General features: G+C 69.2%; 9 protein-coding genes. 8 read left to right on the top strand and 1 reads right to left on the bottom strand.

What is annotated here, in order from left to right; translation table 11 throughout:
- Window positions 1–49: 49 nt before the first annotated feature.
- Window positions 50–1063, bottom strand: coding sequence for a LacI family DNA-binding transcriptional regulator (locus AB5J56_RS13410; RefSeq protein ID WP_369232935.1), 1014 nt, complete (start codon window positions 1061–1063; stop codon window positions 50–52).
- Window positions 1064–1585: 522 nt separating this feature from the next.
- Between AB5J56_RS13410 and AB5J56_RS13405 the strand changes: the two genes are divergently transcribed.
- The 8 genes from AB5J56_RS13405 to AB5J56_RS13370 all read left to right on the top strand — a co-directional run bounded on the left by AB5J56_RS13405 (window position 1586) and on the right by AB5J56_RS13370 (window position 13861).
- Complete coding sequence (locus AB5J56_RS13405) at window positions 1586–3523, top strand: acyl-CoA dehydrogenase family protein (RefSeq protein ID WP_369232934.1); 1938 nt, start codon at window positions 1586–1588, stop codon at window positions 3521–3523.
- 139 nt (window positions 3524–3662) lie between these two features.
- On the top strand, window positions 3663–6446 hold the full coding sequence (gene secA / locus AB5J56_RS13400) for a preprotein translocase subunit SecA (protein ID WP_369232933.1): 2784 nt from the start codon (window positions 3663–3665) through the stop codon (window positions 6444–6446).
- A gap of 51 nt (window positions 6447–6497) precedes the next feature.
- Window positions 6498–7766, top strand: coding sequence for a 1-deoxy-D-xylulose-5-phosphate reductoisomerase (gene dxr, locus AB5J56_RS13395; RefSeq protein WP_369232932.1), 1269 nt, complete (start codon window positions 6498–6500; stop codon window positions 7764–7766).
- Window positions 7763–9067 (top strand): RIP metalloprotease, encoded by a 1305-nt coding sequence (locus tag AB5J56_RS13390; protein WP_369232931.1) that lies wholly within the window; start codon window positions 7763–7765, stop codon window positions 9065–9067. Before dxr ends, AB5J56_RS13390 begins: the two co-directional genes overlap by 4 nt.
- A gap of 162 nt (window positions 9068–9229) precedes the next feature.
- Window positions 9230–10387 (top strand): flavodoxin-dependent (E)-4-hydroxy-3-methylbut-2-enyl-diphosphate synthase, encoded by a 1158-nt coding sequence (gene ispG, locus AB5J56_RS13385; RefSeq protein ID WP_369232930.1) that lies wholly within the window; start codon window positions 9230–9232, stop codon window positions 10385–10387.
- A 197-nt stretch (window positions 10388–10584) separates the two neighbouring features.
- Window positions 10585–11433, top strand: coding sequence for a GNAT family N-acetyltransferase (locus tag AB5J56_RS13380; protein WP_369232929.1), 849 nt, complete (start codon window positions 10585–10587; stop codon window positions 11431–11433).
- 91 nt (window positions 11434–11524) lie between these two features.
- A complete protein-coding gene (locus AB5J56_RS13375) occupies window positions 11525–12094 on the top strand; it encodes a GNAT family N-acetyltransferase (RefSeq protein WP_369232928.1) in 570 nt (189 codons plus the stop codon).
- A 72-nt stretch (window positions 12095–12166) separates the two neighbouring features.
- A complete protein-coding gene (locus tag AB5J56_RS13370; RefSeq protein WP_369232927.1) occupies window positions 12167–13861 on the top strand; it encodes a proline--tRNA ligase in 1695 nt (564 codons plus the stop codon).
- Window positions 13862–13875 lie beyond the last annotated feature (14 nt).

Genomic DNA, 13875 nt, shown 5'->3' with positions numbered 1-13875 from the left:
CACGCACGGACGTACGGGTGGGCAGGTGCGGGGCGAACGGGCAGCGGGTCTACGACACGGACGGCGCCGGACCCGAACTCGCCCTCGTCGTCAACTCGGGTGCGATCAGCACGACTTCGTCCTTGCCGCGCCCGTCGAGCTTGGCCACCAGGTGCTCCACGGCATGCCGTCCCATCTCCTGGGCGGGGATGGCGACCGAGGTGAGCCGCACCGAGGCCTGTGTGGCGACCTGGTCCGGGCAGATCGCGATCACGGAGACGTCCTCGGGCACGGCGCGGCCCTGCTGGCGCAGCAGCGCGAGCAGCGGCTCGACCGCGGACTCGTTCTGCACGACGAACCCCGAGGTGCCCGGGCGCTCGTCGAAGACCCGGGCGAGCGTGACGGCCATCGCGTCGTACCCGCCCTCGCAGGGGCGGTGCAGTACACGCAGGCCCAACTCCCGTGAGCGGGACCGCAGTCCGTCGAGGGTGCGCTCCGCGAAGCCGGTGTGCCGCTCGTACACCGCGGGCGCCTCGCCGATGACAGCGATGTCACGGTGGCCGAGGATCGCCAGGTGTTCGGCGCACAGCGCACCCGTCGCACCGAAGTCGAGGTCGACGCAGGTCAGCCCGGTGGTGTCGGCGGGCAGACCGATGAGCACGGACGGCTGGTCGGTGCCGCGCAGCAACGGCAGCCGCTCGTCGTCGAGTTCGACGTCCATCAGGATCATCCCGTCGGCGAGCCCGCTGCCGGTGACGCGGCGCACGGCGTCGGGACCCTCCTCGCCGGTGAGCAGCAGCACGTCGTAGCCGTGGGTGCGGGCGGTCGTGGCCACCGCGATGGCGATCTCCATCATCACGGGGACGTACATGTCGGTGCGGAGCGGAACCATCAGCGCGATGATGTTGGACCGGCTGCTCGCCAGGGCCCGGGCGCCCGCGTTGGGGTGATAGCCCAGCTCCTGGATGCTCCGCTCGACCCGCTGTCGGGTGCCCGCGGAGATGGACCGCTTGCCGCTGAGGACATAGCTCACCGTGCTCGCCGAGACTCCGGCGTGCTGAGCGACCTCGGCGAGGGTGACCATCCAGCTCTCCATGCGTGTGAAGCGCTTCGATAGAGTGCGCTGTGGACAAGGGGTCAGTGGGGGTGGCTCGACAGTAGCTCGATGGATGATGGGTGTCCATAGGTTGTCGAAGCGCTTCGACAATGAATTTCCGGGCGACCGTTCTGCCGGTTTTCCGTAGGACCCTACGACCGTTCTGCCGGTCGCTGTCCACAGGGTGGGGTGGCGACGAGGTCCGCGGCAACCTCCTCCCGGCCCGGGGCCCCCGAAGGGGTGTACGCGAACCGTCCCCCGGAAGGGCCACCCATGCAACACCGCCGACCCCGCTTCTCCAAGTCCGGCGGCGTCGGCCTCGGTGGCTCCGTGCGGGACATCGGCGCGTGCGACATCGGCTGATCGGCGCGCGAGGACTGGTGGGGTCGCCCCGAATCGGGTACATACGATCGAGTAGCACCGGTCGGTAACGTACGCCCGCAAGATCGGCGTACGTCCGCAGGATCGACGTACAGGCCCAAGATCCCTATTCGCGGCGAGGTGACCCTCATGTCCGCAACACCCCACCAGCCAACGGTCACGGAGCGTGAGGCACGTCAGGTCGCCGAGGCCGCGCGTGAACAGGACTGGCGCAAGCCCAGTTTCGCCAAGGAGCTCTTCCTCGGCCGCTTCCGGCTCGACCTGATCCACCCGCACCCGATGCCGCCGGACGAGGACGCGCAGCGCGGCGAGGAGTTCCTCGCCAAGCTGCGCGACTTCTGCGAGACGAAGGTCGACGGCGCCCTGATCGAGCGCGAGGCGCAGATCCCCGACGAGGTGATCAACGGTCTCAAGGAGCTCGGCGCCCTCGGCATGAAGATCGACACCAAGTACGGCGGCCTCGGCCTCACCCAGGTGTACTACAACAAGGCGCTCGCGCTGGCGGGCTCGGCCAGCCCCGCGATCGGCGTGCTGCTCTCTGCGCATCAGTCGATCGGCGTACCGCAGCCGCTGAAGCTGTTCGGGACGCAGGAGCAGCGGGACCAGTTCCTGCCGCGCTGCGCCCGCACCGACATCAGCGCCTTCCTGCTGACCGAGCCCGACGTGGGCTCCGACCCGGCCCGGCTGGCCACCACGGCGATCCCGGACGGGGAGGACTACGTCCTCGACGGGGTGAAGCTCTGGACCACCAACGGCGTGGTCGCCGACCTGCTGGTGGTGATGGCCCGGGTGCCGAAGAGCGAGGACCACAAGGGCGGCATCACGGCCTTCGTCGTGGAGACCAACTCGCCCGGCATCACCGTGGAGAACCGCAACTCCTTCATGGGCCTGCGCGGCATCGAGAACGGTGTCACCCGTTTCCACCAGGTCCGGGTCCCTGCCGCCAACCGCATAGGGCCGGAGGGCGCCGGTCTGAAGATCGCCCTGACGACGCTGAACACCGGGCGGCTCTCGCTGCCCGCGTCGTGCGTCGCCGCCGGCAAGTGGTGTCTGAAGATCGCCCGCGAGTGGTCGGCGGCGCGCGAGCAGTGGGGCAAGCCCGTCGCGTACCACGAGGCGGTCGGGTCGAAGATCTCCTTCATCGCGGCCACCACCTTCGCCCTGGAGGCCGTGCTCGACCTGTCGTCGCAGATGGCCGACGAGGACCGCAACGACATCCGCATCGAGGGCGCGCTCGCCAAGCTGTACGCCTCCGAGATGGCCTGGCTGATGGCCGACGAGCTCGTCCAGATCCGCGGCGGCCGCGGCTTCGAGACCGCCGAGTCCCTCGCGGCCCGCGGCGAACGTGCGATCCCGGCCGAGCAGATCCTGCGCGACCTGCGCATCAACCGCATCTTCGAGGGTTCCACGGAGATCATGCACCTGCTGATCGCCCGCGAGGCCGTCGACGCCCACCTGTCGGTCGCGGGCGACCTGATCGACCCCGAGAAGTCCCTCTCCGACAAGGCGAAGGCGGGCGCGAACGCGGGTGTCTTCTACGCCAAGTGGCTGCCGAAGCTGGTCGCGGGGGCCGGTCAACTCCCGGGCGCGTACGGCGACTTCCACCCGGACGGGCATGTCGACCTGTCGGGCCACCTGCGCTTCGTCGAGCGCACCGCCCGCAAGCTCGCCCGCTCCACCTTCTACGCCATGTCCCGCTGGCAGGGCCGTATGGAGACCAAGCAGGGCTTCCTCGGCCGGATCGTGGACATCGGCGCCGAGCTCTTCGCGATGAGCGCGGTCTGTGTGCGCGCCGAACTCCTGCGCACCACCGAGGACCACGGCCGCGAGGCCTACCAGCTCGCCGACGTCTTCTGCCGCCAGGCCCGCATCCGCGTCGACGAGCTGTTCGGCCGGCTGTGGACCAACACCGACGACCTCGACGGCAAGGTGGTCAAGGGCGTCATGTCGGGCACCTACGAGTGGCTCGAACACGGCATCGTCGACCCCTCCGGGGAAGGCCCCTGGATCGCCGACGCCACACCCGGCCCCTCGAAACGAGACAACCTCCACCGCCCCATTCGCTGAATCCGGCCCCACGCGCCGAACTCCGTCCCCTGAATTGCACAAAGGCCCTTTGGCCGGCCTTTTTCGCAGGAATGCACGGGAGCCCCGTGCGCCATTCCGCTGCTTGCTGCGCGGAAGTTGTGCGTCGACAATGAGCGGAATGGCGCAGGGCAAAGGACTTGAGGCGATCACCGGCAGGATCATGCGGGCCGGTGAGGGCCGGGTGCTGCGCAGGCTGGAGCGCATCGCCGAACAGGTCGGCTCCCTGTCGGAGGATTTCGAGGGGCTGACCGACGAGGAACTCCAGTCCCTCACTCCGGAGTTCAGGCAGCGCCACGAGAAGGGCGAGAGCCTCGACGACCTGCTCCCCGAGGCTTTCGCCGCCATCCGTGAGGCGGCCCGCCGCACCCTCGGGATGCGCCACTTCGACGTCCAGATCATGGGCGGGGCGGCCCTTCACCTCGGCAATATCGCCGAGATGCAGACCGGCGAGGGAAAGACTCTCGTCGCCACCCTGCCCGTGTATCTGAACGCCCTGTCCGGCAAGGGAGTTCACCTCGTCACGGTCAACGACTACCTCGCCGAACGCGACGCCGAATGGATGGGCCGCGCCTACCGATTCATGGGCCTGAGCGTCGGCGTCCTCAAATCCGAGTCGACACCGGCCCAGCGGCGCATCCAGTACGCCTGTGACATCACCTACGGCACCAACACCGAATTCGGCTTCGACTACCTGCGCGACAACATGGCCTGGTCGCAGGACGAACTCGTGCAGCGCGGCCACCATTTCGCGATCGTCGACGAGGCCGACTCGATCCTCATCGACGAGGCCCGTACGCCGCTGATCATCTCCGGTCCGGCCGACCAGCCCACCCAGTGGTACGCCGCGTTCGCCAAGCTGGTGGACCGGATGAAGGGCGTCCGCGTGCAGGAGGAGAACTTCACCACGCAGGCGGACAAGGACCGCCTCGCCGACCTGCGGGCGAGCCACCACTACGAGTACGACCCGAAGAAGCGCACCGTCGCGATCCTGGACCCCGGCGTGGAGTACCTCCAGGACCAGCTCGGCATCGACTCCCTCTACGAGTCCGACCACACCCCGCTCATCGGGCACCTCAACAACGCGCTCAAGGCCAAGGAGCACTTCAAGAAGGACAAGGACTACGTCGTCGTGGACGGCGAGGTCCTCATCGTCGACGAGCACACCGGCCGCCTCCTCGCGGGCCGCCGCTACAACGAGGGACTGCACCAGGCCATCGAGGCCAAGGAAGGCGTGACGATCAAGGACGAGAACCAGACGCTCGCCACGATCACCCTGCAGAACTTCTTCCGTCTCTACGGGAAGCTCTCCGGAATGACCGGCACCGCGATGACCGAGGCGGCCGAGTTCCACCAGATCTACAAGCTGCACGTCGTCCCGATCCCCACCAACCGGCCGATGGTCCGCCGCGACGACCCCGACCAGATCTACCGCACCGAGGAGGCGAAGTACGCCGCGATCCTGGCGGACATCGCCGAGAAGCACGAAGAGGGCCAGCCGATCCTGGTGGGCACCACCTCCGTGGAGAAGTCGGAGACCCTGTCCGCCCTGCTCAGGAGGCAGGGCATCCGGCACGAGGTCCTCAACGCCAAGAACCACCAGCGCGAGGCCCAGATCGTCGCTCAGGCCGGCCGCAGGGGAGCGGTCACCGTGGCCACCAACATGGCCGGCCGCGGCACCGACATCATGCTCGGCGGCAACCCGGAAGCCATGGCGCTCGCCGAACTCCCCGAGGACGCGAGCGAGGAGGACCGGCAGGCCGCGCTCGACCGGGTCGGTGCGAAGGTGGCGACCGAGCACGACGAGGTGAAGGCGCTCGGCGGCCTCTACGTCCTGGGCACCGAGCGCCACGAGTCCCGTCGTATCGACAACCAGCTGCGCGGCCGCTCCGGCCGCCAGGGCGACCCGGGCGCCTCCCGTTTCTACCTCTCGCTCCAGGACGACCTGATGCGGCTGTTCCGTGCCCAGGTGGTGGACCGGGTGATGTCGATGGCGAACGTCCCCGACGACGTCCCCATCGAGAACAAGATGGTCACCCGTGCCATCGCCTCCGCCCAGTCACAGCTGGAGCAGCAGCACTTCGAGTCCCGCAAGGACGTCCTGAAGTTCGACGAGGTCCTCAACCGGCAGCGCACCCTCATCTACGCCGAGCGCCGCCGCGTCCTCGCGGGCGAGGACCTGCGCGAACAGATCCTGCACTTCATGGACGACACGATCCGGGCGTACATCCGGCAGGAGACGAGCGAGGGCTTCGCCGAGGAGTGGGACCTGGAGCGGCTGTGGGGCGCCTTCAAGCAGCTCTACCCCGTGCAGTTCACCATCGAGGAGCTGGACGACGAGGCGGACGGCCGCGAGAACGTCACCGCCGAACACCTCATCGATGCCATCACGCATGATATTCACGTCCGGTACGAGGAGCGGGAGGCCGAACTCGGCTCCGAGGCCCTGCGCGACCTCGAACGCCTGGTCGTCCTCTCCGTCCTCGACCGCAAATGGCGCGAACACCTCTACGAGATGGACTACCTCCGCGACGGCATCGGCCTGCGCTGGACCCTGGGCCGCGAGCCGATCATCGAGTACGAGCGCGAGGGCTTCGACATGTACGGCGCGATGACGGACGCCATCAAGGAGGAGTCCGTCGGCTACGTCTTCAACCTGGAGGCCGCGGCCCCGGGCGCCGAGGCCCTGGAACGCCGCGGCCGCACCGACGGCCTGCACTTCACCGCCCCGACGCTGGACACCGCGGAGGGCGTCGTCGAGGGCGACTTCGTACCGGCCGACGCGGCCGCGGCCACCGCGCCGCCCGAAGCCCGCCCCGAAGACGGACCCGCCGACGCGCCCGCGCTGAAAGCGCCGCCCCGCCGCACCACCAAGTCGCGGAAACAGCGCCGCCGTAAGCGGTAGCCGGGGAGCCCTCTTTACCTACCTCAGAGGCATTGCGGCAACAATGGAGGGATGAGCGACAGTCCAGCCCCCCTCGCCGATCCGCATCTCGTCTTCGACCCCGTCGACGGAGACGGGCCGAGGGACGTGGTGATCCTCGGTTCCACCGGCTCGATCGGCACCCAGGCCATCGACCTCGTGCTGCGCAACCCCGACAGGTTCAAGGTCACCGGGCTCTCCGCCGCCGGCGGCCGGGTCGCCCTCCTCGCCGAGCAGGCCCACCGCCTGCGGGTGCGCACGGTCGCCGTGGCCCGCGAGGACGTCGTACCGGCGCTGCGCGAGGCATTGACGACGCTGTACGGGGCGGGGGAACCGCTCCCCGAGATCCTCGCCGGCGCGGAGGCGGCCACCCACCTCGCCGCCTCCGACTGCCACACCGTGCTGAACGGAATCACCGGCTCCATCGGCCTCGCGCCGACCCTGGCCGCCCTGGAGGCGGGCCGCACCCTCGCGCTCGCCAACAAGGAGTCGCTCATCGTCGGCGGCCCGCTGGTCAAGGAGCTGGCCAAGCCGGGGCAGATCATCCCGGTCGACTCCGAGCACGCCGCCCTCTTCCAGGCCCTCGCCTCCGGCACCCGGGCTGACGTACGCAAACTCGTCGTCACCGCCTCCGGAGGCCCCTTCCGCGGACGTACGAAGGCCGAACTGGCGGACGTCACTCCCGAGGACGCCCTGAACCACCCCACCTGGGCCATGGGACCGGTCATCACCGTCAACTCCGCGACCCTCGTCAACAAGGGGCTCGAAGTCATCGAGGCGCACCTCCTCTACGACATTCCCTTCGAGCGCATTGAGGTGGTCGTGCATCCCCAGTCGTATGTCCACTCGATGGTTGAGTTCACGGACGGATCGACGATGGCCCAGGCGACGCCCCCCGACATGCGCGGGCCGATCGCCATCGGGCTCGGCTGGCCCGAGCGCGTCCCGGACGCGGCGCCCGCCTTCGACTGGACCAAGGCGTCCAGCTGGGAGTTCTTCCCGCTCGACAACGACGCGTTTCCGTCGGTCGGGCTCGCCCGGCATGTGGGGCGGCTCGCGGGCACGGCCCCGGCAGTGTTCAATGCGGCCAACGAGGAGTGCGTGGACGCGTTCCTGAACGGCGCGCTGCCGTTCAACGGGATCATGGAGACCGTCACGAGAGTGGTCGAGGAACACGGCACTCCCCATTCGGGAACTTCCCTGACCGTCGCGGACGTCCTCGAAGCGGAGACCTGGGCGCGCGCCCGGGCCCGTGAGCTGACCAAGACGACAGCGCACCCGACCGCGGAGGCCCGTGCATGACGACCCTGATGATGATCCTCGGCATAGTCGTCTTCGCGATCGGCCTGCTGGTCTCGATCGCCTGGCACGAGCTGGGACATCTGTCGACGGCCAAGCTCTTCGGCATTCGCGTGCCGCAGTACATGGTCGGTTTCGGGCCGACCATCTGGTCGCGGAAGAAGGGCGAGACCGAGTACGGCGTCAAGGCGGTCCCGCTCGGTGGCTACATCCGCATGATCGGCATGTTCCCGCCAGGACCCGACGGCAAGATCGAGGCCCGTTCGACGTCCCCCTTCCGGGGCATGGTCGAGGACGCCAGGTCGGCCGCCTTCGAGGAGCTCCAGCCCGGCGACGAGACCCGCCTCTTCTACACGCGCAAGCCGTGGAAGCGCGTCATCGTGATGTTCGCCGGCCCCTTCATGAACCTCATCCTGGCCGTGGCGATCTTCCTCGGCGTGATGATGACGTTCGGCGTCAACACACAGACGACCACGGTCAGCGCCGTCTCCCCGTGTGTCATCCAGGCCAGCGAGAACCGCGACAAGTGCACGAAGAAGGACCCGGTCGCGCCCGCCATGGACGCGGGTGTGAAGCCCGGTGACAAGATCGTCGGCTTCAACGGCAAGGCCGTCCCCGACTGGTCCGCGCTCCAGTCCGACATCCGCGCCAACCCCGGCAGGACGGTCACGCTCACCGTCGAGCGCAAGGGCGAGCAGCTCGACCTGACCGCCCACCTGGTCAAGAACCAGGTCAGCAAGACCGACGGCAGCGGTGGCTACGTCGAGGGCAAGTACGTGTTCGCCGGCTGGCTCGGTTTCACGCCCGCCTCCGGCATCGTCGAGCAGTCCTTCGGCCAGTCCGTCGACCGCATGGGCGACATGATGCAGAACGGCGTCGAGTCGCTGGTCTCGCTGCCGGGCAAGATCCCCGACCTGTGGGACGCGGCCTTCGGCGACGGCCCGCGCAAGGCGGACTCCCCGATGGGCGTGGTCGGCGCGGCCCGCGTCGGCGGCGACGTCTTCACCCTCGACATCCCCGCCTCCCAGCAGATCGCGATGATGCTGATGCTCGTCGCGGGCTTCAACCTCTCCCTCTTCCTGTTCAACATGCTCCCGCTGCTCCCGCTCGACGGCGGGCACATCGCGGGCGCCCTGTGGGAGTCGCTGCGGCGGGCCACGGCGAAGGTGCTGCGCCGCCCGGACCCGGGCCCGTTCGATGTCGCGAAACTGATGCCGGTGGCCTACGTGGTGGCCGGAATCTTCGTCTGCTTCACGCTCCTGGTGTTCATCGCGGACGTGGTTAACCCGGTGAAAATCTCCTAGTAAGACGTAGTTCGCGGCGGTCGGGCACCCTGGGTGCCCGACCGCTCACTATTGAGTGGGTTTGCGGGCGGGATGTGCTCGGTGACGGGGCCGTGCCGTAATCTCGAAGCCTGGAGCCCACGATTCCGGGACCTTGATCCACAACTTGGGGTTGCACAGCAGATGACTGCGATTTCTCTCGGCATGCCGTCCGTTCCGACCAAGCTCGCCGAACGCCGCAAGAGCCGGCAGATCCAGGTCGGAACCGTGGCCGTGGGTGGAGACGCACCCGTCTCGGTGCAGTCGATGACGACGACGCGTACGTCGGACATCGGCGCCACGCTCCAGCAGATCGCCGAGCTGACGGCGTCGGGCTGCCAGATCGTCCGCGTCGCCTGCCCCACGCAGGACGACGCCGACGCGCTCGCCACCATCGCCAGGAAGTCCCAGATTCCCGTCATCGCGGACATCCATTTCCAGCCGAAGTACGTCTTCGCGGCGATCGACGCCGGCTGCGCGGCGGTCCGTGTGAACCCCGGCAACATCAAGCAGTTCGACGACCAGGTCAAGGAGATCGCGCGGGCCGCCAAGGACACCGGCACCCCGATCCGCATCGGCGTCAACGCGGGCTCCCTCGACAAGCGACTGCTCCAGAAGTACGGCAAGGCCACCCCCGAGGCGCTCGTCGAGTCCGCCCTCTGGGAGTGCTCGCTCTTCGAGGAGCACGACTTCCGCGACATCAAGATCTCGGTCAAGCACAACGACCCGGTGGTCATGGTCAACGCCTACCGCCAGCTGGCCGCGCAGTGCGACTACCCTCTCCACCTCGGCGTGACCGAGGCGGGCCCCGCCTTCCAGGGCACCATCAAGTCGGCGGTCGCCTTCGGAGCCCTGCTCTCCGAGGGCATCGGCGACACGATCCGCGTCTCCCTCTCCGCCCCGCCGGTGGAGGAGGTCAAGGTGGGCCTCCAGATCCTCGAATCCCTGAACCTCAAGCAGCGCGGCCTGGAGATCGTCTCCTGCCCGTCCTGCGGCCGCGCCCAGGTCGACGTCTACAAGCTGGCCGAAGAGGTCACGGCCGGCCTGGAGGGCATGGAGGTCCCGCTCCGCGTCGCGGTCATGGGCTGCGTCGTCAACGGCCCGGGCGAGGCCCGCGAGGCCGACCTCGGCGTCGCCTCCGGCAACGGCAAGGGCCAGATCTTCGTCAAGGGCGAGGTCATCAAGACGGTCCCCGAGTCGAAGATCGTCGAGACCCTCATCGAAGAGGCGATGAAGCTGGCGGAGAAGATGGAGGCGGAGGGCATCACGTCGGGGGAGCCGTCGGTGTCGGTGGCCGGCTGAGGCTTCTCAGCCCGTCCGGCGATTGAGGACGAGCCCGTTCAGGGCGAACGGGGGGAGAGGGGGCGCAGCCCCCAGGACAACGGGACGGGCAGGGGCGGAGGGGGCGAAACCAACGCCCCTTCCGCACAGGGCGGCGCCGCCAGATTCCGCCAGGTACAGTGCGGAGATCAGCAGACCCCAGGGTGAGGGCCCCGCACGTGTTGACCCAGACGACCACAAGGGTCCTCGAACCGAGTGACCTGGAAGCCGCACTCGCCGTCCTCGACCGCGAGCCGGTCGCAAACGCTTTCGTCGCCTCCCGGGTACAGGTCGCCGGCCTCGACCCGTGGCGCCTCGGCGGCGAGATGTGGGGCTGGTACGAGGACGGCATGCTGACGTCCCTCTGCTACGCCGGCGCGAACCTCGTCCCCATCTGCGCCACCCCCCGCGCCGTGCGCGCCTTCGCCGACCGCGCCCGCCGCGCCGGCCGCCGTTGCTCCTCGGTCGTCGGCCCCGCCGAGGCCACCGCCCTGCTGTGGCGGCTGCTGGAACCCAGTTGGGGACCCGCCCGGGACGTCCGCGCCCACCAGCCCCTCATGGTCACCGACCGGATGCCCGCCGACATCAGCCCCGATCCGTACGTCCGCCGCATCCGCAAGGACGAGATGGAAACGATCATGCCGGCGTGCGTGGCGATGTTCACCGAGGAGGTCGGCGTCTCGCCGCTCGCCGGGGACGGCGGCCTGCTCTATCAGGCACGGGTCGCCGAACTCGTCGGCGCCGGCCGCTCCTTCGCCCGTCTCGACCGGCACGGCAAGGTCGTCTTCAAGGCCGAGATCGGCGCCGCCACCCCGAAGGCCTGCCAGATCCAGGGCGTCTGGGTGGCCCCCGAGTACCGCGGCAAGGGCCTCGCGGCCCCCGGCATGGCGGCGGTCCTGCGCTACGCACTGGCGGACGTGGCGCCGGCCGTGAGCCTGTACGTCAACGACTTCAACACCCCGGCGCGCGCCGCCTACCGGCGGGTGGGGTTCCAGGAGGTCGGGGCGTTCATGAGCGTGCTGTTCTGAGATGTTCGTCAGCGGGCTGTTCTGAGACACCCCTTTCCCGCACTCGAGCGTGCCGTTCAGGCACTCGAACGTGACCTGTAGTCTCCCCGGCATGCTGCGCTTTCCCGGTCAGGGCCACCGCAACCCCGACGACGTGGTCATCGGCACCCTGGACCTCGCCGCGCGGGTCGACGAGGCGCTCGCCGTCCAGGCCCTGGCCTTCGGGCTCGGCGCCGACGAGATCGCCGTACGCCGCCAGATCGTGCTGCGGCACGTCACCCACCCGGGAGCCCGCGCCCTCGGCGCCACCACCGGCGACGGACGGCTCGTCGGCTTCGTCTACGGCATGCCCAACGACCGTACGCACTGGTGGTCCACCGTCGTCGCGCCGTATCTGCGCGGCCAGGGCAACGAAGGCTGGCTCGACGACTCCTTCGTGATCACCGAGCTGCACGTCCACCCGCACTTCCAGAACCGCGGCATCGGCCGGACCCTCATCACCACCATCACGGACAACGCCGCCGAACCCCGCTCGATCCTCTCGGCGATCGACACGGAGAGCCCGGCCCGCGGCCTCTACCGCTCGCTCGGCTACGAGGACCTGGCCCGGCAAGTCCTGTTCCCCAGCGCACCGAAGCCGTACGCCGTGATGGGCGCGCAACTTCCGCTCCGCCGCCACTAACCGATTTCCGCCGGGATGGGCCGCCCGGCTAACCTCCTAGCCATCACCCTTACGCAGCAGGAGTCGAGAACCATGGCCCAGGTCCAGCGCATGTCCCGTTTGATGTTCAAGACACTGCGTGACGACCCGGCGGATGCCGAGACGCTCAACCACAAGCTGCTGGTGCGCGCCGGTTACGTCCGCCGCACGGCGGCCGGCATCTGGTCGTGGCTGCCGCTCGGCAAGAAGGTCCTGGAGAACGTCGCCCGCGTGGTCCGCGAGGAGATGGACGACATGGGCGGCCAGGAGGTCCTGCTGCCGGCCCTGCTGCCCAAGGAGCCCTACGAGGCGACCGGCCGCTGGGAGGAGTACGGCCCCGAGCTGTTCCGCCTCAAGGACCGCAAGGGCGCGGAGTACCTCCTCGGCCCGACCCACGAGGAGATCTTCACCCAGCTGGTCAAGGACCAGTGCTCGTCCTACAAGGACCTGCCCGTGATCCTCTACCAGATCCAGGCGAAGTACCGCGACGAGGCCCGTCCGCGCGCGGGCATCCTGCGCGGCCGCGAGTTCCTGATGAAGGACTCGTACTCGTTCGACACCACCGACGAGGGCCTGGCGCAGTCGTACGCCCTGCACCGCGAGGCGTACATCAGGATCTTCGAGCGCCTCGGCCTCGACCACCGCATCGTCTCCGCCGTCTCCGGCGCCATGGGCGGCTCGGCCTCCGAGGAGTTCCTCGCCCCGGCGCCCGCCGGCGAGGACACCTTCGTCGACTGCCCGGCCTGTGACTACGCCGCCAACACCGAGGCCGTCACCTACGTGGCCCCGGCCGTCGACGCCGTCGAGCACCCCGCTGTCGAGGAGCTGGACACCCCCGACACCCCGACCATCGAGACCCTCGCCGAGCACCTCGGTGTGCCCGCCTCCGCGACCCTGAAGAACCTCCTGGTCAAGGTGGACGGCGAGATCGTCGCCGTCGGCGTGCCCGGCGACCGCGAGGTGGACCTCGGCAAGCTCGGCGAGCACCTCGCCCCGGCCGAGGTCGAGCTGGTCACGGCCGAGGACTTCGTGGACCGCCCCGACCTGGTCCGCGGTTACGTGGGCCCGCAGGGCCTGGGCAAGGTCCGCTACATCGCCGACCCGCGCATCGCCGCCGGCACCGCCTGGATCACCGGCGCCAACAAGGTCAACACGCACGCGAAGAACGTCGTCGCGGGCCGAGACTTCGAGGTCGACGACTACCTCGACGTCGTGGTCGTCGAGGCGGGCGACCCCTGCCCCAAGTGCGGCACCGGCCTCCGCCTCGACCGCGCCATCGAGATCGGCCACATCTTCCAGCTGGGCCGCAAGTACGCCGACGCCTTCCAGCTCGACGTGCTCGGCCAGAACGGCAAGCCGGTCCGCGTGACCATGGGCTCGTACGGCATCGGCGTCTCCCGCGCGGTCGCGGCGCTCGCCGAGCAGACCGCCGACGAGCAGGGGCTGTGCTGGCCCAAGGAGATCGCTCCCGCCGACGTCCACGTGGTCGCCGCGGGCAAGGCGCTGCAGACCGAGCTGGCGCTCGACGTCGCCGAGAAGCTGGGCGCGGCGGGCGTCCGCGTCCTGGTGGACGACCGTGCCGGTGTCTCCCCGGGCGTGAAGTTCACGGACGCCGAACTCATCGGTGTACCGCAGATCCTGGTCGCCGGCCGCCGCTCCGCCGAAGGCGTCCTGGAGCTGAAGGACCGCAAGACCGGTGAGCGCGAGGAGCTGACGGTCGACGAGGCGATCGCCCGCCTCACAGCCTGACCCTTCCTGGGCGC

The organism is Streptomyces sp. R21 (genome assembly GCF_041051975.1).
In the GTDB taxonomy this organism is placed as follows: Bacteria; Actinomycetota; Actinomycetes; order Streptomycetales; family Streptomycetaceae; genus Streptomyces.
Note: the sequence above shows the minus strand (reverse complement) of the source record. Positions and strands in the feature narration are given on the sequence as shown.